This window comes from Bordetella trematum, from assembly GCF_900078335.1.
GTDB lineage: Bacteria > Pseudomonadota > Gammaproteobacteria > Burkholderiales > Burkholderiaceae_B > Bordetella > Bordetella trematum.
On record NZ_FKBR01000001.1, the window covers coordinates 1 to 23,028 of the forward strand.

Here is a 23,028-nt window from a genome sequence, read left to right on the forward strand (position 1 = left end):
TGACCAATCGTACCCACGTTCACGTGCGGCTTGGTACGTTCAAACTTGCCTTTTGCCATGATCTAAATCCTTTAACTCTCAAGGAAATTTGGTTTTTGCCACGCCCCGGTGACCGGGGACGTGGCGACGGTTATTTACTTGGCCCGAGCGGCGATGACTTCGTCAGCGACGTTTTTCGGAGCTTCGGAGTAATGCTTGAATTCCATCGTGTACGTGGCACGGCCTTGCGTCAGCGAACGCAGGTTGGTCGCGTACCCGAACATTTCGGCCAGCGGAACTTCGGCCTTGATGACCTTGCCGCCACCGACCATGTCGTCCATGCCCTGCACCATACCGCGACGCGACGACAGGTCGCCCATCACGGTACCGGCGTAGTCTTCCGGCGTTTCGACTTCGACGGCCATCATCGGCTCGAGCAGAACCGGGCTGGCGCGACGCATGCCTTCCTTGAAGGCCATCGAACCGGCCATCTTGAACGCATTTTCGTTCGAGTCAACGTCGTGGTACGAACCGAAGAACAGCGTGACCTTGACGTCGACCACCGGGTAACCGGCCAGAATGCCGGACGGCAGCGTTTCCTGGATGCCCTTGTCCACCGCGGGGATGTACTCGCGCGGCACCACATCGCCCTTGATGGCGTCCACGAACTCGTAGCCACCACCGGCTTCGAGCGGTTCGACCTTCAGGACCACGTGACCGTACTGACCACGACCGCCCGACTGCTTGACGAACTTGCCTTCCACTTCGTCGCAGGTCTTGCGGATGGTTTCGCGATAGGCCACCTGGGGCTTGCCCACGTTGGCTTCCACGCCGAATTCACGGCGCATGCGGTCAACCAGAATTTCCAGGTGCAGCTCGCCCATGCCGGAAATGATGGTCTGGCCGGATTCTTCGTCGCTGCGCACGCGGAACGACGGGTCTTCCTGAGCCAGGCGCGACAGGGCCAGGCCCATCTTTTCCTGGTCGGTCTTGGTCTTGGGTTCCACGGCCTGCGAGATCACGGGCTCGGGGAATTCCATGCGTTCCAGGGTGATGTGGGCGTCCACGTCGCACAGCGTTTCGCCGGTGGTCACGTCTTTCAGACCCACCACGGCGGCGATGTCGCCTGCCAGCACTTCCTTGATTTCTTCGCGGTTGTTCGCGTGCATCTGCAGCAGACGACCGATACGTTCCTTCTTGCCCTTGATGGGGTTGAAGACCGTATCGCCCGACTTCAGGATGCCCGAGTACACGCGCACGAAGGTCAGCTGGCCCACGAACGGGTCGGTCATCAGCTTGAATGCCAGCGCGGAGAACTTCTCCTTGTCGTCGGCGGTACGCGTGACGACATTGCCGTCATCGTCGGTGCCTTCGACCGGCGGAATGTCAACCGGCGACGGCAGGTATTCGATGACCGCGTCCAGCATGCGCTGCACGCCCTTGTTCTTGAAGGCCGAACCGCACAGCATCGGCTGGATTTCGCCAGCGATGGTGCGTTGACGGATGGCCTTGTTGATCTCGGCTTCGTCCAGCGAACCGGTCTCGAGGTACTTGTTCATCAGTTCCTCGGACGACTCGGCAGCCGCCTCGACCAGCTTCTCGCGCCACTCTTCGGCAGTTGCCTGCAGATCGGCCGGGATATCGCCGTAGTCGAACTTGGTGCCCTGGCTGGCCTCGTCCCAGATGATCGACTTCATCTTGATGAGGTCGACCACGCCGGTGAAGGTGTCTTCAGCGCCGACGGGGATCACGATGGGCACGGGGTTGGCGCGCAGGCGGGTGCGCAGCTGCTCGTAGACCTTGAAGAAGTTGGCACCGGTGCGGTCCATCTTGTTCACGAAGGCCAGACGCGGCACGCCGTACTTGTTGGCTTGGCGCCAAACAGTTTCCGACTGCGGCTGCACACCACCCACGGCGCAGTACACCATGCAGGCACCGTCCAGAACGCGCATGGAACGCTCCACCTCAATGGTGAAGTCCACGTGTCCCGGGGTGTCAATCACGTTGACGCGGTGCTCGGGGAAGTTGCCTGCCATGCCACGCCAAAACGCCGTCGTTGCCGCCGACGTAATGGTGATGCCACGCTCTTGCTCTTGCTCCATCCAGTCCATGGTGGCGGCGCCATCATGAACTTCGCCCAACTTGTGGTTGACGCCGGTATAGAACAGGATGCGCTCAGACGTGGTGGTCTTCCCTGCATCGATGTGCGCAGAGATACCAATGTTGCGATAGCGCTCGATCGGGGTTTTGCGGGCCATGGTGGATTAGTCCTTAAATTACCAGCGGAAATGGCTGAAGGCCTTGTTGGCCTCGGCCATCTTGTGCGTGTCTTCGCGCTTCTTCATCGCGGCGCCACGACCTTCAGAGGCGTCAATCAGCTCGCCTGCCAAACGCATGTCCATCGACTTCTCGCCACGCTTCTTGGCGGCTTCACGGAGCCAACGCATAGCCAGGGCCAGGCGGCGCACGGGGCGCACTTCAACCGGCACTTGGTAGTTGGCACCGCCAACGCGGCGGCTCTTGACTTCGACGATGGGCTTGATGTTGTTGATGGCCAGGTTGAAGACTTCGATCGGCTCTTTGCCGGTCTTGGCCTGGACTTGCTCAAGGGCACCATAGATGATGCGCTCGGCGACGGCCTTCTTGCCGTCCAGCATCACAACGTTCATGAACTTGGCGAGCTCGACGCTGCCGAACTTCGGATCGGGCAGGATCTCGCGCTTGGGTACTTCGCGACGACGGGGCATTTCTTGCTTCCTTGTGTCTGTTCAGTTGAACCGGGCTTGCGCTCGGCCATGGCCGCCTAGAGAGACGACCCCTTACGTGCTGCACACTTTCCAGCATCACACTGGCGCAGCTGCACATCTTCCAAGCCACGGGCCTTCCCGCAACCTGGGATACTGCTGTATTGCTTGCGGCTTGAAACGATCAGGCCTTCTTCGGACGCTTGGCGCCGTACTTCGAGCGAGACTGCTTGCGATCCTTGACGCCTTGCAGGTCAAGGGAACCGCGCACGATGTGATAACGCACACCGGGCAAGTCCTTCACACGACCGCCACGCACCAGAACCACCGAGTGCTCCTGCAGGTTGTGGCCTTCACCGCCGATGTACGAAATGACTTCGTAACCGTTGGTCAGACGCACCTTGGCAACCTTACGCAGAGCGGAGTTCGGCTTCTTGGGGGTGGTGGTGTAGACACGGGTGCAAACGCCACGGCGCTGGGGGCAGTTCTCCAGCGCGGGGCTCTTGCTCTTGATGATGCTGACTTCGCGCGGCTTGCGCACGAGTTGGCTAATGGTAGGCATGACCTTTGAAATCCCTTTTACGTACCACTGGTAAGTACTTACGTACTGTTCCTCCCGGTGCCTGATGCTAAGACGCCCGGGGAGGCAGTTTGCGCAAAACCGCCTCTGACGTGGGTGACGTAAAAGAGCGGGTCTTGCAGACAAGCGCGCAAAGTGTGCGGGGCACTTGCTTCACAAGCATGACACAGTGCTGATGGCCCAACCGTATGGCACGGGGTCAGCATTATCTCAGTGCGCCGGCCCATCCGGCCGGATCATCGGAATGACCTGACCGGCAAGTGCCGGGCGTGTGGGTTGCGGAAAGGAAGCCGATCAAATTCGTGACGCATCTGACAGGCTTTTGTGATCCGCAGCACCCTTGCTTTGCGCGCGAATAAAGCAGTAAGCCCTTTAGCTTAACCTAGTTAGCCAGGGCTGTCAAAAAAACTGCGCATTATTTGCGCGCGGGCAACGCAGGGGGACCTGGCGGCTTGGCTCAGGCGTGGGCGAACAGATAGCCGCTGCCGTATACCGTGCGAATAGGCAGGTTCAGTCCGGCCAATTCGGCCTTGCGGCGCAGGCGGCTGATGACCACATCGATGCTGCGGGTGCCGTTCAAACGGGCGTTCGTCCCCTCAAGACTGAGTTCGTCGGCCAGGCCATTTCGGCTGACCGCCCTGCCGCCGGCCTGCAACAGCGCCCGCACGATGAGGCGTTCGTTGGATGACAACGTCAGGGTGGCGCCCGTCGGCGCAGCCAGGGTCCAGTCCTGGTCACGCAGTTCCCACTTTCCGGTGGCGACCAGTTCCGCGCCCCCGTCGTTGGCGGCGCGCTCGTCCCAGGCTGGCAACCGTCGGGCCAGCGCCAGCAGGACGCAGATCAGCTCGCGCTCGTCCAGCGGCTCCTGCAGGGCGGCATCCGCCCCACTTTGCAGGCAACGCAGGCGCGCTTCCACGGGCATGTCACTACCCTTGACGATGATGCCCAGATCGGAAGACCCGCGCAGACGCGCAATCAATGCAAAACCCAGTTCGCCCAGCTGCCCCATATCGAGAACCACGATGTCGAAATGCTCTTCATTGAGCATGCCGAACAGTTCCAGCGGGGTTGAGCATCCCTTGGTGGAGATGCCTGCCTGCAATAAGACCGAAATTGCACGTACGCGGCTGGCTGAATCCGGCACCATTATCAGTGTGCTCAATTGTTTCATCACCAAGCCCTTTCTCTTTGAGCATCCGCCGGCAGGAAAAATCACCGCCCCCGATGCGATTGGAGAGAGTGTGACGCTCTATTGCGGTCCGCATCCAGTCAAGATTCGTCAATTTTGCAATGATTGACACTCGCTGTGTTTTCCAGCGATTCGGCCTATGTCAACACCAAGCGGTATCATGTAGGACTAAGAGAAGCCAGCGAGCGGTATTGCTGTCACGCGTCCCCTTGCCGCTCAACCTTTTTATGACACAGCACGGCCCATGCGAATCGCCTCACTAGAAGATGACCTGGACCAGGCCCAACAGATTCAACGGCTGTTGCAGGAGGCCGGTTACGAGTGTCGCAGCTTCCAGCAAAGCCAGGACCTGTTGGCCGCCCTGCGCGAAGAGACTTTCGATCTAATCCTGGTGGATTGGCATCTTCCCGATATGGATGGCGATGACGTAGTGCGCCACCTGCGCTCACGTCACGGCCTGTCGCTGCCCATCATTTTCGTGACCAGCCGCAACCTCGAAGAAGATCTGGTCGAAGGCCTGAGCGCCGGCGCCGATGATTACATCGTCAAGCCCCTGCGGCCGGGCGAACTGCTGGCCCGCGTGGCCGCGCTGCTGCGCCGCGCCCAGCCCAGTTCCCAGGATGCCCAGGCCTTCGAGATCGGGCCCTACGCGGTGGACCCGGTGCACCATGTCATCAAACTGCATGGGCAGCCTGTGCCGCTCGCACCCAAGGAGTACGAACTGGCACTGCTTTTCCTGCGCAACATAGGTCGCCTGCTGTCGCGCGATCTGCTGGCCGAAAGCGTCTGGAACCGTGAGATCCCTCCGACCTCACGCACCTTGGACACGCACCTGTCCAACATCCGCCAGAAACTGCAGTTGCGACCACAGAACGGCTTGCGCCTGACCTCTTCATACGCCCTGGGCTATCGCCTCGAACTAGTGACGCCGCCCTCAACCCCGCCGTCCCACTGACAACAGACAGAACATGATCGCGCCACTGTCTGGCGCGATCCGCAATCAGGAGAGTCGCAATGAACCGGAACCTCCGGCGTGCGTGCCTGGCGCTGAGCTTTGCCTTGACCGCCACTGCGGCCCAGGCACAGCCCGCCGGCGCACTGAACGATGATTTTATCTACCGCGTTCGCGCCGGCGACACGCTGGGCGGCCTGGCGGCCACCTATACCGGCAAAGAAAGCAACTGGCAGGCGCTGCAGCAGCTCAACAACGTAGCCGACACCCTGGCGCTGCCCATCGCGCTGGAACTGCGCATCCCGCTGTCCATGATCCCGGAGAAGCCCGGTTCGGCCCAGGTCGTCAGCCTGAGCGGCAGCGCCAGCGCCGACGGCCAGCCTCTGCAGGTCGGCAGCCAGCTCTCCGAAGGCGCGCAATTGACCACCGGCCCAAGCGGCTTCATTACCCTGCGCCTGACCGATGCCAGCGAAATCACTCTGCCGCCGGGCAGCAATGTGTCGCTGCAACGGCTGCGCCAGTTCGTGCATGTGCCGCTGACCGACACCATCCTGGCAGTCAACGACGGGGCCATGGAGTCCCAGGTCGCGCCGGAGGGTTCGGGCGTGGGACGTTTCGAGATTCGCGCCCCCGTGGCCGTCACCGGCGTGCGCGGCACCCGCTTCCGCGTCGAGGCCAGCGCCCAGGGCGCCAGCCAGTCCGTCCTGGAAGGCAATGTGCGGGTTCAGGCCCAGGCCCCCGGACAGCCCCCTGCCCGCCCGGTGACGGTGAAACAGGGCCAGGGTGCACTGGTGGGCGGCGGCGGCCAGATGCTGGGCGTGCACATGCTGCTGCCAGCACCGGCCTTGAGCACGCCGCAGCGCGGCGGCGGCGCCTGGCGCAGCGAGATCACTCCTGTCGCGGGTGCCCAGGCTTACGACGTCCGTGTGTCGCGCGATGCCGCAGGCATGCGCGTGGTGTCCGCCCAGCGCGTGACCGACACCCAGTTGCGTTTCTCGGCCCCCGGCCCCGGCACGTTCTACGTCAACGTCAGCGCCATCGACCAGCACGGTCTGGCCGGCTATGCCAGCCGGGCCCCCTTCGAGGGCGCCCTGGCCCTGGTCAGCACCGATGGCCAGCCCGTTGCCAGCGGCTCGGGCGGGCTGGTGACGCTGCAGGACTACTGATCCCGGCGCCATGGCCTCGCCGTCGGCTCCCGTGCAGCCTCTGTCCCGTTCGGGGCTGCTGCTGACCATCATGCTGACGGCGCTGGCCGCCCTGCTGGGCGCCTTTGGCGGCGCAAGCCGGGTAGATCAGGCGCTTTATGACCAGACGCTCAATCTGTTGAGCCGTCCCGCACAGCATGACATCGTGCTGGTCACGATCGACGACGAGGGCCTGCGAAAGCTGGGACGCTGGCCCTGGAAACGCCAGACTCACGCGGCCCTGCTCAAGCAATTGCGCGAGGCGCGCGCAGTCGGCCTGGATCTGATTTTCTCCGAGCCCGACCTGACCGATCCGGCAGCCGACGCCACGCTGGCGCAAGCCATCAAGGAGCATGGCCGGGTCGTGCTGCCACTCATCCTCGACAACCTGGATGACACGCAGCTCGCCCAGCCGCCGATTGCTCCGCTGGCCCGCGCTGCGGCTGCTCTGGGGTTCATCAACATTCCGGTCGATGGCGACGGCGTGGTCCGGCGAGGCGCATGGCAGCGCACCGCAGGCGACTCGACCGTCCAGCATTTCGCGCTGGCATTGATGCGCGCCGGCGGCCAGGCCGGGCAGGCACAACAGTTTGCACAAAGCGATGCGGGCCGCAGCCAGGCCACCCTGATCCCCTTTCGCGGCCCTCCCGGTCACGTGACCATGGTGCCCTACACCGAGGTCCTCGAAGGCCGCATCGATCCCGCTTTTTTCCGGGGCAAGTACGTGGTGGTGGGCTCCTGGGCCACCGGTCTGTCCGACTCTTTCCCGACCCCCATGTCACACCGCGCCAACGGCATGGCAGGCATGGAAATCCTCGCCAATATGCTGCAGGCCGCTCGCGACGATGACTCGCTGCGCACCGCAACAGCCTGGGAGAACGCGTTGGCAACGGCGCTGCCGGTGCTGCTGCTGTGCCTCATCATGCGACGCGGTTCCCCGCGCCTGGCCCTGACGTGGAACGTCCTGCTGCTGGTGTTGATCGTGCCGGGCAGCGCCCTGATGCTGCGCCTGGCCGATATCTGGTTCGCCCCCTCGGCCGCGCTCATCAGCCTGATGGTGTGCTATCCGCTCTGGAGCTGGCGCAGTCAGGAAACCATGTTGCGCTACATGGACGAGGAGCTTGTGCGCCTGCGCCAGGAACATACCCCGCTGCAGGAGCCTTCCCAGCCCTCCCCCAGAAGCCTGCTGGACAATCATTCGGTCGAGTACCGGTTGGCCCGCTTTCGCCATGCCATGGCCTTGCTGCGCGACTTGCGGCAATTCCTCACCGATGGCCTGGACGGTCTGCCGGACGCCTCGCTGGTGTTCGACCAGATGCAAGGCCTGCAATTTGGCAATCGCGCCGCACTGCAGTTCTTCAGCCAGCTCAAGCTGCCCGCCCCGCCAACCGGACAGGCTGCCTCTGCGGTGCTCCAGGCGCTGTTGCCGCAGGACGCCAGCGCACCGGTGCTGGCCGCCATGCAGGAAGCCGCCAGCCAGCCCCCACGCTCGGGCTGGAGCTCCGACATCGAGACGCGCACCCGCCATGGGCATGATGTCATCATCAAATGCGCCCCCATCCATGCCGGCGACGGCGCCTTTGCCGGCACTATCCTGACATTCAGCGACATCAGCGACATCCGCCAGGCTGAACGCCAGCGCGAGGAAACCCTGCGCTTCATCTCGCATGACATGCGTGCGCCGCAAAACGCCATTCTGGCCTTGGTGTCCATGCAGGATGAGGCCGCTCGGGCCAATCAGGAAAATGACACGCTGCGCCGCATCGCCCAGCTCTCGCGCCGCACCCTGCATCTGGTCGATGGTTTCGTGCAACTCACGCGCGCTGAATCCATGAAGATCCAGATGCTCGACCTGGACCTGGCCGATCTGCTGCGCGAGGTATGCGATGACTTCTGGGCGCCCGCGCAGACGCGCGACATCGTGCTCGATGTGGGCGAACCGCTGCCGGTCGCCTTCATCCAGGGCGACCAGGCGCTGCTGCGTCGGGCCATCGCCAATCTGCTGGACAATGCGATCAAATACAGCCCCCAGCACAGCCGCATCCGCATCAATCTGCAGGCCGACGGAGAAAGCTGGCTGATGAGCATCTGCGATCAGGGCCCCGGCCTATCTGCCGAGGATGCGGCGCGGGTATTCCAGCCCTTCTCGCGCATGGCTTCAGCGATGGCGGCCGATGCGGGTGGGGCCGGCCTGGGGCTGGCCTTTGTGCGCACGGTCGCCGAACGCCATCATGGCCAGGCCCAGGTGCGCAGCACCCTGGGAGAAGGTTCGTGCTTCGAATTGCAGCTGCCGCGCGCCTAACGGAATTGATGCCGTAGCGTGACCGGCGTGCCGGGTTTGACCTCGAGCGTCGCGTGATAGGCAGGCAGGTCGGCATTGCGCACCACAACCTTGTATTTTCCCGGCGACAGGCGCAACTCGCGCAAGGGCGGGCTGACGCCACGGTTCACGCCATTGACCCAGACTTCGCCCCAGGGTTGTATCTGCACGCCGACCGTCACGCGGGCAGGCGCCGCAGCCGGACGCAGCACTTCACGCGGCGAAACCGCCGGTGGTGCCGCTGGCTCGGCCGCAGCCTCGGCGGCCTCCTCGGCCGCGGACACAGGCGGCCCGGCAACGGGCGCTGCCCGCAAGGCGGGTTGCGCCCCTGTGGTGGCAGGCTCTGCGAGCGTCGTAGCGGGCGTCACGCGCAAGCCGCCGGCCAGCTGCGAGGCTGCGATCACTGAATCTTCGGAAGCCGTGAGCTGCTGCCACCAGTAGACGCCGACAGCCGCGCTGACCAACAGCAATGCCGCCACCAGGCCATACCGTCGCGAACGTGATGACACCGGTTGCACCGATACCATTTCGACCCTGGGCGCAGCCGATGGAAACGCCAGCGGCGGCAAGGTTTCCTCCTGAGTGTCGTCGGCGCAGCTGAACGACAGGCTTTCTGCCAGCGCCCCCACCGACTGCGGCCGATCGGCTGGATAAAAAGCCAATCCGGCATCGATGGCCTGCAGGAACGACAGGTCGTAACGCGGCAGCTCCCGATCGGCCAGGGGCCGATACGGCTCGCCATTCAGACGCTGCGGCGCGGCCGGAGGCAGTGCACCGCAGATCAGGGAGTGCGCCACCGCGCACAGGCTATAGACGTCGCTCCAGGGGCCCCGGGGCCATTGCGCCTCCTGCAAGTAAAACTCATAAGGGGAAAAACCGGCTTCCGTGATCGGCGGGCGTACTTCGTTCTGACGCGCCATGGCATCGGCTGCCATCAGGTGCGCCCGCCCGCTTTCATCCAGGCCGACGGAAGCCGTGGTGATATCGCCGCAGATGCGCCCGCGTTCATGCAGGGATTGAAGCGCCGGCAGCAGCTCGCTCAACAGCCGCTTGATACGCTCCTGGGGAACGCCACCTCGCGCCGTGGCGGCAATGGCGTTCAAGGGTCGATGGGCCAGCGGCGCAGCCCCGGCAAAAGGACTGCCAGCCAACGAGGGGCCTGCAAGGAAAGACATGTCGTTCTGTAAGCGGGCCAAAAGCCTGGAGGCGCCCGCAGTCGCGCTGATTCAAAAAGAGCGTGTGCCTGCCGGATGGCGCACACGGAGTAATGGACATTGGGTATTATGCCAGCGGCATCGCCTGACTCATATTGTCTTGGGTATTCCACAACAAAGACCTGCCAGGTCATAGAGAGCCACTTGAAGCCTTACTTTCTTTCTGCGCGCCGTCTGGGTCTGGCCGTGCTGTTTACCGCCCTGCTCGCCGGCTGCGCCCATCTTTCCCGCCCCGCCATCCCGACCGAAGCGCAGCAGCAGGCGCTGGCCCGCGTCGAAGCGGATTATCTGGCCGGCCGCTACGGCGACGTGATACGCCAGGTAGCGACTTCGGATGAGCTGGCCGGCGCGCCGGCCAGCATCCAGGTGCCTGCCCTCAAGCTGCAGGCCTTCAGCTATTGCGTCAGCCGCCACGAGGCGCTGTGCGAGGATGCCTTCGCCCGAATCCTGAAACTGGATCCGGACTTCACGCTCACGGCAGCTGAAGTCGGTCATCCGACCTGGGGGCCGGCCTACCAGCGCGCACGCCGCTGAGGCTGCGCCCCTCCCCCTTGGAAGCCCGCTCGCGGGCTTTTCTTTTGCCCGGTCGGCACAGCCGGCAGACGAAAAAAAACTGCCGGCCCGAAGGCCGGCAGTCTTGAGCAGGGGCGCCTTGCGGCGCCAGCGACATCCGCTTACTCGGCGGGCGTCTCGCCTTGCGGCGACAGCGGCTCTTCCACATCGATTTCGACCGCAACCGGGGCGTCTTCGAAGGGGTTGGCCAGCTGACGCGCGGCTTCGCGCTCGGCCGCCTCGAGGGCTTCCTTGTCCTTGCGGGCCAGGTGGTAAGCCAGGCCGGTACCCGCAGGGATCAGACGACCCACGATGACGTTTTCCTTCAGGCCACGCAGATCATCACGCTTGCCCATGATGGCCGCTTCGGTCAGCACGCGGGTGGTTTCCTGGAAGGAAGCCGCGGAGATGAACGAGTCGGTCGACAGCGAGGCCTTGGTGATGCCCAGCAGCACGTTGTCGTAGGAAGCCGGACGCTTGTCCTCGGCGATCACGCGATCGTTCTCGTTCAGCAGCTCGGAACGCTCGACCTGTTCACCCGGGATGAAGTCGGCATCGCCCGGATCGGTGATGTTCACACGGCGCAGCATCTGACGAACAATCACTTCGATGTGCTTGTCGTTGATCTTCACGCCCTGCAGACGATACACGTCCTGCACTTCGTCGACGATGTAGGTCGCCAGCTTCTCGATACCCTGCAGGCGCAGGATGTCGTGCGGGTCGGCCGGGCCGTCGACGATCATTTCGCCCTTGTTCACCACCTGGCCGTCGTGCACCAGCACCTGCTTTTCCTTCGGAATCAGGAACTCGTGGCTGACGCCTTCCAGGTCGGTGATGACCAGACGCTGCTTGCCCTTGGTGTCCTTGCCGAACGAAACCGTACCCGTGACTTCGGCCAGCATGCCGGCGTCCTTGGGCGAACGAGCCTCGAACAGTTCGGCCACACGCGGCAGACCCCCGGTAATGTCGCGGGTCTTTTGCGATTCCTGGGGAATACGCGCCAGCACTTCACCCACCGACACCTGCTGCCCGTCGCGCACCGTAATCAGTGCACCCACCGGGAAGGAGATGTTGACCGAGTGATCGGTGCCCGCAATACGGACATCTTCGCCGTTGTCGTTAACCAGCTTGATCTGCGGACGCATGGCGACCTTGCCGCTGCGCGTCTTGGGCGTGATCACCACGAGGGTGGACAGGCCCGTGACTTCGTCGACCTGCTTGGCCACGGTCACGCCTTCTTCGATGTTCTCGAAGCGCACCGCACCGCTGTACTCGGACACGATCGGACGGGTCAGCGGATCCCAGGTAGCCAGACGGGTACCGGCCTTGACGGCTTCGCCGTCGCCCACCAGCACTGTCGCGCCATAGGGGATCTTGTGACGCTCGCGCTCACGGCCGCCATCGTCATAGATCGCCAGTTCACCGGAGCGCGAGATCGCCACACGTTCGCCCTTGGCGTTGGTGACATAGCGCATCGTGCTGGTGAAGCCGACGGTACCGTTGGACTTGGTTTCCACGGCGCTGGCCAGGGCCGAACGCGATGCCGCACCACCGATGTGGAACGTCCGCATCGTCAGCTGCGTGCCCGGCTCACCGATAGACTGGGCGGCGATGACGCCGACAGCCTCGCCGACGTTGACGTGCGAACCACGACCCAGATCGCGGCCATAGCAGTGTGCGCACAGACCATGACGGGTTTCGCAGGTCAGCGGGGTGCGGATCTTGACTTCGTCCACGCCCAGGCGGTCGATCAGATCAACCAGGTCTTCGTCCAGCAGGGTGCCGGCCGTGATGGCGGTTTCCTGGGTATCCGGGTTGACGATATCGATGGCTGCCACGCGGCCGAGGATACGATCGCGCAACGGTTCGATGACTTCACCGCCTTCGACCAGCGCCTTCATCGAGTAGCCATGCGACGTACCGCAATCCAGCTCGGTGATGACCAGGTCCTGCGTCACGTCGACCAGACGACGCGTCAGGTAGCCGGAGTTGGCGGTCTTGAGCGCCGTATCGGCCAGACCCTTACGCGCACCGTGGGTCGAGATGAAGTACTGCAGAACGTTCAGGCCTTCGCGGAAGTTGGCGGTAATCGGCGTCTCGATAATCGAGCCATCCGGCTTGGCCATCAGGCCACGCATGCCCGCCAGCTGGCGAATCTGGGCTGCCGAACCGCGGGCGCCCGAGTCGGCCATCATGTAGATGGAGTTGAAGGACTCCTGGCGCACTTCTTCACCGTGACGGTTGATCACGGGCTCGGTGGCCAGCTGTTCCATCATCGCCTTGCCGACCTTGTCGCCGGCCTTGCCCCAGATGTCCACAACGTTGTTGTAGCGCTCCTGCGAGGTGACCAGACCCGACGAGTACTGCTTGTCGATTTCCTTCACTTCACGGCTGGCTTCGGCCAGGATGACTTCCTTGGCCTGCGGAATCAGCATGTCTTCCATGGCGATGGAAATACCACCGCGGGTCGCCAGGCGGAAACCGGATTGCATCAGCTTGTCGGCGAAGATCACCGTGTCGCGCAGACCGCAACGGCGGAACGACTGGTTGATCAGGCGCGAGATTTCTTTCTTCTTCAGTGCCTTGTTCAGCACCGAGAACGGCAGGCCGCGCGGCAGGATTTCCGACAGCAGCGCACGGCCGACCGTCGTTTCATGACGGCGCAGCACCGGTTGCCACTCGCCCTGCTCGTCGCGCTCGTACTCGACCAGACGCACCGTGATGCGGCTTTGCAGTTCGACGGCGCCGTTGTCGTAGGCGCGCTGCACTTCCGCGACGTCGGAGAAGAAGATCCCTTCGCCACGGCCGTTGATGCGCTCGCGGGTCGTGTAGTACAGACCCAGCACGATATCCTGCGACGGCACGATGGACGGCTCGCCGTTGGCCGGGAACAGCACGTTGTTCGAGGCCAGCATCAGCGTGCGTGCTTCCAGCTGGGCTTCCAGCGACAGCGGCACGTGCACGGCCATCTGGTCACCGTCGAAGTCGGCGTTGAAGGCCGCGCAGACCAGCGGGTGCAGCTGAATGGCCTTGCCTTCGATCAGCACCGGCTCGAAAGCCTGGATGCCCAGGCGGTGCAGCGTCGGCGCACGGTTGAGCATGACCGGGTGCTCGCGGATCACCTCTTCGAGGATGTCCCACACCACCGGCTCATGGCTCTCGACCAGCTTCTTGGCCGCCTTGATCGTGGTCGCCAGGCCCATCATCTCCAGACGATTGAAGATGAAGGGCTTGAACAGTTCCAGCGCCATCAGCTTGGGCAGGCCGCACTGGTGCAGCTTGAGCTGCGGACCCACCACGATGACCGAGCGGCCCGAGTAGTCCACGCGCTTGCCCAGCAGGTTCTGACGGAAGCGGCCGCTCTTGCCCTTGATCATGTCGGCCAGCGACTTGAGCTGGCGCTTGTTGGCGCCCGTCATGGCCTTGCCACGGCGGCCGTTGTCCAGCAGCGAGTCAACGGCTTCCTGCAGCATGCGCTTTTCGTTGCGCAGGATGATCTCGGGCGCCTTCAGTTCGAGCAGGCGCTTGAGACGGTTGTTGCGGTTGATGACGCGGCGATACAGGTCGTTCAGGTCGGAGGTCGCAAAGCGGCCGCCATCCAGCGGCACCAGCGGACGCAGGTCCGGCGGCAGCACCGGCAGCACTTCCATGACCATCCAGTCCGGCTTGATGCCCGACTTCTGGAAGCCCTCCAGCACCTTCAGGCGCTTGGAGATCTTCTTGATCTTGGCTTCCGAGCTGGTGGCCTTGAGTTCGCCGCGCAGGGTTTCGACCTCGCGATCGATGTCGATGGTGCGCAGCAGTTCGCGCACCGCTTCGGCGCCCATCAGGGCACGGAAGTCGTCACCGTATTCTTCGGTCTTGGCGAGGAAATCGTCGTCCGACATGATCTGGCCGCGCTTGAGCGGCGTCATGCCGGGCTCGATCACGCACCAGGCTTCGAAATAGAGCACGCGTTCGATGTCGCGCAGCGTCATGTCGAGCACCATGCCCAGGCGCGACGGCAGGCTCTTGAGGAACCAGATGTGCGCGACGGGGCTGGCCAGCTCGATGTGGCCCATGCGTTCGCGGCGGACCTTGGCGACCGTAACTTCGACACCGCACTTTTCGCAGATCACACCGCGGTGCTTCAGGCGCTTGTACTTACCGCAAAGGCACTCGTAGTCCTTGATCGGGCCGAAGATCTTGGCGCAGAACAGGCCATCGCGCTCCGGCTTGAAGGTGCGGTAGTTGATCGTCTCGGGCTTGCGGACTTCGCCGTAAGACCACGAACGGATCTTCTCCGGCGAAGCGAGGCCAATCTTGATGGCGTCGAACTGCTCGTCTTGCGAGACTTGCTTGAAGAGATCGAGTAGCGCTTTCATTAGTTACGCTCCAAATCCATGTCGAGGGCCAGCGAACGGATTTCCTTGACCAGCACGTTGAACGATTCCGGCATGCCGGCGTCGATCACGTGATCACCCTTGACGATGTTTTCGTAAACCTTGGTGCGGCCGGTGATGTCGTCAGACTTCACCGTCAGCATTTCTTGCAGGGTGTAGGCGGCACCATAGGCTTCCAGCGCCCACACTTCCATTTCCCCGAAGCGCTGGCCACCGAACTGCGCCTTGCCGCCCAGCGGCTGCTGGGTAACGAGCGAGTACGGGCCGGTCGAACGTGCGTGCATCTTGTCATCGACCAGGTGATGCAGCTTCAGGTAGTGCATGTAGCCGATGGTGACCGGGCGCTCGAACTGCTCGCCGGTACGGCCGTCGAACAACCACGCCTGGCTGCGCGAAGGCGTCAGCTGCATGTGTTCGGCAACCGGATCCGGGTAGGCCAGCTTGAGCATGATGCCGATTTCTTCTTCGGTCGCGCCGTCGAACACCGGCGTGGCGAAAGGCACGCCCTTCTTCAGGTTGTGCGCCAGCTCGATGACTTCGTCATCGGTCAGGGTCTCGATGTGCGCGCCGGCGCCGGTCGTGTTGTAGACCTTCTCCAGGTAGGCACGGATGTCCTTGACCTGAGCGTCGCGCTCTTCGAGCAACAGCTCGGCGATACGCTGGCCCACGCCCTTGGCAGCCCAGCCCAGGTGAACCTCGAGCACCTGACCCACGTTCATGCGCGACGGCACGCCCAGCGGGTTCAGCACGATGTCCACGGTGGTGCCGTCAGCCATGTGCGGCATGTCTTCGATCGGGGTGATGCGCGAAACGACACCCTTGTTACCGTGACGGCCGGCCATCTTGTCACCCGGCTGCAAGCGACGCTTGACGGCCAGATAGACCTTGATCATCTTCAGCACGCCCGGGGGCAGCTCGTCGCCCTGCGTCAGCTTCTTGCGCTTCTCTTCGAAGGCGAGATCGAACTGGTGACGCTTCTGCTCCAGCGATTCCTTGGCCTGCTCCAGCACCACGGCATGCGGCTCGTCGGCCAGGCGGATATCGAACCACTGCCAGCGATCCAGATCTTCCAGATAGGCCTTGGTGATGGTTGCGCCCTTGGCCAGCTTGCGCGGGCCGCCGTTGACGGTCTTGCCGACCAGCAACTTCTCGATACGATCGAACTGGTCGTTCTCGACGATGCGCAGCTGGTCGTTCAGGTCCTGGCGGTAGCGGCGCAGTTCATCGTCGATGATGGACTGGGCGCGCTTGTCGCGCACGATGCCTTCACGCGTGAACACCTGCACGTCGATGACGGTGCCGGTCATGCCCGAGGGCACGCGCAGCGAGGTGTCCTTCACGTCGGAAGCCTTCTCGCCGAAAATCGCGCGCAGCAGCTTTTCTTCCGGCGTCAGCTGGGTCTCGCCCTTGGGCGTGACCTTGCCCACCAGCACGTCGTCGGCGCTGACTTCGGCGCCGATATAGACGATGCCGGAATCATCCAGACGATTGAGCTGGGTTTCAGCCAGGTTGCTGATGTCGCGCGTGATTTCCTCAGGACCAAGCTTGGTGTCGCGAGCGACCACAGTCAGCTCTTCGATGTGCACCGAAGTGTAGCGATCATCCGCGACGACCTTCTCCGAGATCAGGATCGAGTCCTCGAAGTTGTAGCCGTTCCAGGGCATGAACGCGATCAGCATGTTCTGGCCCAGAGCGAGTTCGCCCAGGTCCGTCGATGCGCCATCGGCCAGCACGTCACCCTTGGCGACACGGTCGCCACGCTTGACGATCGGACGCTGGTTGATGTTGGTGTTCTGGTTCGAGCGGGTGTACTTGATCAGGTTGTAGATATCCACACCCACTTCGCCAGCGACGTTTTCATCGTCGTTGACGCGGATCACCACACGCTCGGCGTCGACGTGGTCGACCAGGCCGCCACGCAGGGCTTGCACGGTCGTGCCCGAGTCCACCGCCACGGTGCGCTCGATACCGGTGCCGACCAGCGGCTTTTCCGGACGCAGGCAGGGAACCGCCTGACGCTGCATGTTGGCGCCCATCAGAGCACGGTTGGCGTCGTCGTGTTCCAGGAAGGGAATCAGCGAGGCAGCCACCGACACGATCTGCGACGGGGCGACGTCCATGTAGTGCACGTTGCTCGGCGCCGTCAGCATGGTTTCGCCGGCTTCACGGCAAGCCACCAGGTCATCGACGAAACGGCCTTCCTCATCGAGCGCGGCGTTGGCCTGCGCGATGACGTAATGGCTTTCTTCGATGGCCGACAGATAATCGATCTGATCGCTCACGCGGCCGTCGATGATCTTGCGGTACGGGGTTTCCAGGAAGCCGTACTCGTTCAGGCGCGCATACAGCGCCATCGAGTTGATCAGGCCGATGTTCGGGCCTTCCGGCGTTTCGATCGGGCAGACGCGGCCATAGTGGGTCGGGTGCACGTCGCGCACCTCGAAGCCGGCACGCTCGCGGGTCAGACCGCCCGGGCCGAGGGCCGAGACGCGACGCTTGTGCGTGATCTCGGACAACGGGTTGGTCTGGTCCATGAACTGCGACAGCTGGCTCGAACCGAAGAACTCCTTGATGGCAGCCGAGATCGGCTTGGAGTTGATCAGATCGTGCGGCATCAGGTTCTCGGTCTCGGCCTGGCCCAGACGCTCCTTGACGGCACGTTCCACGCGCACCAGGCCGGCGCGGAACTGGTTCTCGGCCAGTTCGCCGACACAGCGCACGCGACGGTTGCCCAGGTGATCGATGTCATCGATCTGGCCACGGCCGTTACGCAGCTCGACCAGCACCTTGATCGTCTCGAGGATGTCCTCGTCGGTCAGCGTCATGGGACCGCTGGCGTCATCGCCACGGCCCAGACGGCTGTTGACCTTCATGCGGCCCACACGCGACAGATCGTAGGTCTCGTCGCTGTAGAACAGGCGCTGGAACAAGGCCTCGACCGCTTCTTCGGTCGGGGGTTCGCCGGGACGCATCATGCGATAGATCGCCACGCGAGCGGCGGTCTGATCGGCGGTGTCGTCCGTGCGCAGGGTCTGCGAGATGTAGGGACCGCGATCCAGGTCGTTGGTGTACAGCGCCTGCAGATCCAGCACCTTGGCGGCGCGCATGTTGGCGAGCACGCTTTCGGTGATTTCTTCGTTGGCGTGCGCGATCAGTTCGCCGGTGTCGGCGTCGACCACGTTCTTGGCCAGCACGCGGCCATAGAGGAATTCTTCAGGCACCGAAATGCGCTGGATGCCGGCGGCAGCCAGATCGCGCAGGTGCTTGGCGTTGATGCGCTTGTCCTTCTCGACGATCACCTTGCCGCTGCGATCGGTGATGTCAAAACGCGCCATCTCGCCCTTCCAGCGCTCGGGCACGAATTCCATCATCGCGCCTTCGCTCTTCAACTCGAAATTGTCGAAGTCGAAGAAGTGGGCCAGAATCGCTTCCGGGGTCATGCCGATGGCCTTGAGCAGAATGCTCACGGGCATCTTGCGGCGGCGGTCGACACGGAAGAAGAGCACGTCCTTCGGATCGAACTCGAAATCCAGCCACGAACCGCGGTAGGGAATCACGCGGGCCGAGAACAGCAGCTTGCCCGAGCTGTGCGTCTTGCCGCGGTCGTGTTCGAAGAACACGCCCGGCGACCGGTGCAGCTGGGACACAATGACACGCTCGGTACCGTTGATGACAAAGGAACCCGTGCTGGTCATGAGCGGAATTTCGCCCATGTACACTTCCTGTTCCTTGACCTCTTTGATGGTGGGCTTGCTGACCTCACGGTCCATCAGCACCAGGCGCACCTTGGCGCGCAGCGGCGAAGCGTAGGTCAAGCCCCGCTGCTGACATTCCTTGACATCGAACACCGGTTCGCCAAGCGCATAGCTGACGAACTCCAAGCGCGCCATCCCGTTGTGGCTGACGATCGGGAAAATCGACGTGAACGCTGCCTGCAAGCCTTCATTCAGACGCTCTGCGCTTATCGTCTCGGCTTGCAGGAAGGTGAGGTAGGATTGAAGCTGCGTCGCAAGCAGAAAAGGAACGTTTTGAACGTCTTCACGCTTGGCGAAGCTTTTGCGGATGCGCTTTTTTTCGGTGTACGAGTAAGGCATGAGCACTCCGACTCGAGGTTGCATGGACCGTCAACCACGGTCCCAGGTGATACGACTCCAGGAAACACCCCTGAAACGCCTACCATCAGGAGGGGTTTCCTGGAAACGCAAAAGCCCGGGGACGGCAAACTGTGCGCTGTCCCCGGGCAGATGACGCAAAGGTTTACTTGATTTCGACCTTGGCGCCAGCTTCTTCCAGCTTCTTCTTGGCGGCTTCGGCGTCAGCCTTCGGCAGCGCTTCCTTGACGGGCTTCGGAGCGCCGTCGACCAGGTCCTTGGCTTCCTTCAGGCCCAGGCCCGTCAGTTCGCGCACGGCCTTGATGACCGACACCTTGTTGGCGCCAGCTTCGAGCAGCACAACGGTGAACTCGGTCTGCTCTTCAGCAGCGGCGGCAGCGCCACCAGCAGCCGGAGCGGCGACGGCAACAGCGGCGGCAGCAGCCGACACGCCAAACTTCTCTTCCATTTCCTTGATCAGCTCGGACAGCTCGAGCACGGTCATGCCAGCGATGGCGTCAAGGATTTCAGCTTTGTTCAGTGCCATTTTTTAGAACTCCAAAATTGGGTAATGCCAGGGTTGGTTGTCGCTATGTCGTTCAACGAATCCCAGGGGCCACGCCGTATGATTAGGCGGCGGCCTTCTGGTCGCGCACCGCGGCCAGGCCACGGGCGAACTTGGTCGGAACTTCGTTGAGCGTACGCACGAATTGCGCGATCGGGGCTTGCATGGTGCCCAGCAGTTTCGAGAGCAGCTCTTCACGCGAGGGCATCGTGGCCAGAGCCTTGACGCCTTCTTGATCCAGCAGGTTGTTGGGCAGGGAACCTGCCTTGATGACCAGCTTGTCGTTGCTCTTTGCGAAACCGGCGAGGACCTTGGCCGCGGACACCGGATCAGCGCTGATACCGTAGATCAGCGGACCGGTCAGCTGCTTGGCCAACGGCTCGAAAGCCGTGCCAGCAACAGCGCGACGCACCAGCGTGTTCTTCAGAACACGCAGGTAGACGCCCGATTCACGCGCAGTTTTGCGCAGTACGGTGACAGAGGCGACGTCCAGACCACGGTACTCGGCGATAACAATCGATTGAGCCTTGGCAACTTCTGCCGCGACTTCCTCGATTACCACCGCTTTCTCTTGACGATTGAGACTCACGGTTTGAACACTCCATCAAAAGACGCTTGGGGCAGAGCCTTACACGTCAACCGAATGCGGCGCCTGGTTGAGTTCTTAGGGTAAAGAATTCTTCCTGGGGACGCCGTCTACGCTGGATCCGGCCTATGCTGCACCGGGATTAAGCGGCCTGTCCTATACGAGCGACAGGCTGCTCCAGCGGTCTTTGACAGCAACATCCGGAATAAACCCCGGATGCAGCCCAAAGTACTGTTTGCTATGGCTTGAAATTAAGCCGACAGCGAAGCGATTTCCACGCGAGCGCCGCCACCCATGGTGGACGAAACGGCGATCTTGCGCAGGTAGATGCCCTTGGCGGCAGCGGGACGGGCCTTTTGCAGGGCGTCGACCAGAGCAGCCAGGTTGGTTTGCAGTTGTTCGATGCCGAACGAAGCACGACCGATGGTGGCGTGAATGATGCCGGCCTTGTCGGTGCGGTACTGCACCTGACCCGCCTTGGCGTTCTTCACGGCGGTCACGACGTCCGGGGTCACCGTGCCGACCTTCGGGTTCGGCATCAGGCCACGCGGGCCCAGGATCTGGCCCAGGGCGCCGACCACACGCATCGTGTCGGGCGAAGCGATGACCACGTCGAAGTCCATCTGACCGGCCTTGATCTGCTCGGCCAGGTCGTCCAGACCAACCAGGTCGGCGCCAGCGGCACGGGCGGCTTCAGCCTTTTCGCCCTGGGCGAACACGGCGACGCGAACCGACTTGCCGGTACCGGCGGGCAGCACCACGGAGCCACGGACCAGTTGGTCGGACTTCTTGGGGTCGATGCCCAGCTGCACGGCCACGTCGATGGACTCATCGAACTTGGCGGTAGCGGTTTCCTTGACCAGGGTCAGGGCTTCGGCGACCGGGTACAGCTTGCTGCGGTCGATCTTCTGAGCGATGGCGGCGGCGCGCTTGGAAAGTTTAGCCATGATTAGACCCCCTCGACATTGATGCCCATGCTGCGGGCGCTGCCAGCGATCGTGCGGACCGCGGCGTCCAGATCAGCGGCCGTCAGGTCGGGCTGCTTGGTCTTGGCGATCTCTTCGGCCTGGGCGCGCGTGAGCGTGCCGACCTTGTCGGTATGCGGCTTGGCCGAACCCTTCTGCACGCCGGTAGCCTTCTTGATGAGGACCGTCGCGGGCGGGGTCTTCATGATGAAGGTGAAGCTCTTGTCGGCAAAAGCGGTGATCACCACAGGGATCGGCAGACCCGGCTCCATGCCTTGGGTCTTGGCGTTGAACGCCTTGCAGAATTCCATGATGTTCAGGCCGCGCTGACCCAGAGCCGGGCCAATCGGGGGGGACGGGTTTGCCTTACCAGCCGGCACTTGCAGCTTGATAAAGCCGACGATCTTCTTCGCCATGCTTTGCTCCTAACGGGTTTTAGCGCCCGCGACAGCGGGCTCCCCGGGGGGTTGAAATCAGGTCTTTTCGACCTGGCTGAAATCGAGTTCCACGGGCGTGGCACGGCCGAAAATCGTCACCGAGACACGCACCTTGCTCTTTTCGTAATTGACTTCTTCGACGTTGCCGTTGAAGTCCGCAAACGGACCTTCCTTGACGCGGACCATTTCGCCCACTTCGAAGAGGATCTTGGGACGCGGTTTTTCCACGCCCTCTTCCATCTGCGACAGAATCTTCTCGACCTCACGCTCGGAAATCGGCGTGGGGCGGTTGCCCGAGCCACCCAGGAAACCGGTGACGCGGTTGGTGTTTTTCACCAGGTGCCAGGTTTCGTCGGTCAGGTCCATCTCGACCAGCACGTAGCCGGGGAAAATCCGGCGTTCGGTGATCGATTTCTGGCCACCCTTGACTTCGACGACTTCCTCGGAAGGCACCAGGATGCGGCCGAAGGACGTCTGCAACGCAGCGCGTTCAATGCGCTCGTTCAGCGCCTTCTGAACGCTTTTCTCCATGCCGGAATACACATGGACGACATACCAACGTTTACTCATGCTCGTCCTTATTTCCAGCCCAGCAGCAGGCCGTAAAGTACCCACTCGATGCCTTTGTCGAGCACCCACATGAAGAGCCCCATGACCGCGACGAAGGCAAACACGATGCCCGTCATCTGGGTGGTTTCCTTGCGCGTCGGCCAGGAAACTCGCTTGACTTCGTTGTACGACTCTTGGGCGAAGCCGATGGTGCGACGGCCCGGCTCGCTGAGCAAGGCAAGAACTGCGGCGATCACCAGGCTGCCGACAAACACGCCAATGCGCGCCACCATGGGCTGAGCACTGAGGACGGAGTACCCGACGATGCCAGCAATAACGACAAGAACCGCCAGGCCGAGCTTGATCCGGTCAGCGGTGCTAGTAACGGTTTCTACGCTGGTATTAGACATTTTGCGACGCGAGCCCGCCCAGAATGCGCAACTCGCGATACTCTCCGGCGGGTGGTGGCAGGGGCAGTAGGAATCGAACCTACAACCTTCGGTTTTGGAGACCGACGCTCTGCCAATTGAGCTATACCCCTATGGCTTCAGAATGCAAGGCCACTGAACTATGTACGGCACCTTGCGGAACCATACATGATACTACTTTTGCCGTTTTTTGTGCAAGTTATTTGCACAAGGAAAGGGGGCCGGCTGGCCCCGCTCTCCTGAATACAACACTTAGGCGATGATCTTGGCGACCACGCCGGCGCCGACGGTACGGCCGCCTTCGCGGATGG

The 23,028-nt window shown here is 62.7% G+C and carries 18 protein-coding genes and 1 tRNA gene; 5 read left to right on the top strand and 14 right to left on the bottom strand.

Features of this window, described 5'->3' with window-relative positions; all coding sequences use genetic code 11:
- Positions 1-134: 134 nt before the first annotated feature.
- The 4 genes from fusA to A7V84_RS00020 all read right to left on the bottom strand — a co-directional run bounded on the left by fusA (position 135) and on the right by A7V84_RS00020 (position 4,450).
- Positions 135-2,237, bottom strand: coding sequence for an elongation factor G (gene fusA, locus A7V84_RS00005; RefSeq protein WP_063491692.1), 2,103 nt, complete (start codon positions 2,235-2,237; stop codon positions 135-137).
- An 18-nt stretch (positions 2,238-2,255) separates the two neighbouring features.
- Positions 2,256-2,726, bottom strand: a complete 471-nt coding sequence (rpsG, locus tag A7V84_RS00010; RefSeq protein WP_025513349.1) for a 30S ribosomal protein S7 — start codon at positions 2,724-2,726, stop codon at positions 2,256-2,258.
- Between the two features lie 181 nt (positions 2,727-2,907).
- Positions 2,908-3,285, bottom strand: coding sequence for a 30S ribosomal protein S12 (rpsL, locus tag A7V84_RS00015; RefSeq protein WP_025513351.1), 378 nt, complete (start codon positions 3,283-3,285; stop codon positions 2,908-2,910).
- A gap of 475 nt (positions 3,286-3,760) precedes the next feature.
- Complete coding sequence (locus tag A7V84_RS00020; protein ID WP_231886784.1) at positions 3,761-4,450, bottom strand: response regulator transcription factor; 690 nt, start codon at positions 4,448-4,450, stop codon at positions 3,761-3,763.
- On the opposite strand from A7V84_RS00020, the gene A7V84_RS21555 reads away from it, so the two are divergent.
- The 4 genes from A7V84_RS21555 to A7V84_RS00035 all read left to right on the top strand — a co-directional run bounded on the left by A7V84_RS21555 (position 4,350) and on the right by A7V84_RS00035 (position 8,930).
- Positions 4,350-4,601 (top strand): hypothetical protein, encoded by a 252-nt coding sequence (locus A7V84_RS21555; RefSeq protein WP_231886785.1) that lies wholly within the window; start codon positions 4,350-4,352, stop codon positions 4,599-4,601. The genes A7V84_RS00020 and A7V84_RS21555 overlap by 101 nt on opposite strands.
- 135 nt (positions 4,602-4,736) lie before the next feature.
- Positions 4,737-5,447: a response regulator transcription factor gene (locus A7V84_RS00025; RefSeq protein WP_025513355.1), complete on the top strand. Its 711-nt coding sequence runs from the start codon at positions 4,737-4,739 to the stop codon at positions 5,445-5,447.
- A gap of 59 nt (positions 5,448-5,506) precedes the next feature.
- Positions 5,507-6,610, top strand: coding sequence for a FecR family protein (locus A7V84_RS00030; protein ID WP_033534619.1), 1,104 nt, complete (start codon positions 5,507-5,509; stop codon positions 6,608-6,610).
- Between the two features lie 10 nt (positions 6,611-6,620).
- Positions 6,621-8,930 carry a CHASE2 domain-containing protein gene (locus A7V84_RS00035; RefSeq protein WP_025513360.1) on the top strand — a complete coding sequence of 770 codons (2,310 nt, stop codon included), beginning with the start codon at positions 6,621-6,623 and terminating at the stop codon, positions 8,928-8,930.
- On the opposite strand, the gene A7V84_RS00040 is transcribed toward A7V84_RS00035, so the two are convergent.
- Entirely contained in the window at positions 8,927-10,123 is a 1,197-nt protein-coding gene (locus A7V84_RS00040; RefSeq protein WP_025513362.1) for a serine/threonine-protein kinase, read from the bottom strand. The two genes, A7V84_RS00035 and A7V84_RS00040, sit on opposite strands and share 4 nt — an antisense overlap.
- A gap of 183 nt (positions 10,124-10,306) precedes the next feature.
- Between A7V84_RS00040 and A7V84_RS00045 the strand changes: the two genes are divergently transcribed.
- Positions 10,307-10,696, top strand: coding sequence for a TssQ family T6SS-associated lipoprotein (locus A7V84_RS00045; RefSeq protein ID WP_025513363.1), 390 nt, complete (start codon positions 10,307-10,309; stop codon positions 10,694-10,696).
- 140 nt (positions 10,697-10,836) lie between these two features.
- Here A7V84_RS00045 and rpoC read toward each other — a convergent pair whose 3' ends face one another.
- From rpoC to A7V84_RS00090, 9 genes are all read right to left on the bottom strand, one after another.
- Positions 10,837-15,078, bottom strand: coding sequence for a DNA-directed RNA polymerase subunit beta' (gene rpoC, locus A7V84_RS00050; protein WP_033534621.1), 4,242 nt, complete (start codon positions 15,076-15,078; stop codon positions 10,837-10,839).
- Entirely contained in the window at positions 15,078-19,190 is a 4,113-nt protein-coding gene (rpoB, locus tag A7V84_RS00055) for a DNA-directed RNA polymerase subunit beta (RefSeq protein ID WP_025513368.1), read from the bottom strand. Before rpoB ends, rpoC begins: the two co-directional genes overlap by 1 nt.
- A 163-nt stretch (positions 19,191-19,353) precedes the next feature.
- A complete protein-coding gene (gene rplL, locus A7V84_RS00060) occupies positions 19,354-19,734 on the bottom strand; it encodes a 50S ribosomal protein L7/L12 (protein ID WP_025513370.1) in 381 nt (126 codons plus the stop codon).
- Positions 19,735-19,816: 82 nt separating this feature from the next.
- Positions 19,817-20,341, bottom strand: a complete 525-nt coding sequence (gene rplJ, locus A7V84_RS00065; RefSeq protein WP_025513372.1) for a 50S ribosomal protein L10 — start codon at positions 20,339-20,341, stop codon at positions 19,817-19,819.
- 248 nt (positions 20,342-20,589) lie between these two features.
- The gene (gene rplA / locus A7V84_RS00070; RefSeq protein ID WP_025513374.1) at positions 20,590-21,285 is read right to left on the bottom strand and encodes a 50S ribosomal protein L1; all 696 of its coding nucleotides are present in this window, start codon (positions 21,283-21,285) and stop codon (positions 20,590-20,592) included.
- 2 nt (positions 21,286-21,287) lie between these two features.
- A complete protein-coding gene (gene rplK / locus A7V84_RS00075) occupies positions 21,288-21,719 on the bottom strand; it encodes a 50S ribosomal protein L11 (protein WP_025513376.1) in 432 nt (143 codons plus the stop codon).
- 57 nt (positions 21,720-21,776) lie between these two features.
- Positions 21,777-22,310: a transcription termination/antitermination protein NusG gene (gene nusG / locus A7V84_RS00080; RefSeq protein WP_025513378.1), complete on the bottom strand. Its 534-nt coding sequence runs from the start codon at positions 22,308-22,310 to the stop codon at positions 21,777-21,779.
- A gap of 8 nt (positions 22,311-22,318) precedes the next feature.
- Positions 22,319-22,699 carry a preprotein translocase subunit SecE gene (gene secE, locus A7V84_RS00085; RefSeq protein WP_025513380.1) on the bottom strand — a complete coding sequence of 127 codons (381 nt, stop codon included), beginning with the start codon at positions 22,697-22,699 and terminating at the stop codon, positions 22,319-22,321.
- A gap of 55 nt (positions 22,700-22,754) precedes the next feature.
- Positions 22,755-22,830 (bottom strand) — tRNA-Trp (locus tag A7V84_RS00090).
- Between the last annotated feature and the right edge of the window lie 198 nt (positions 22,831-23,028).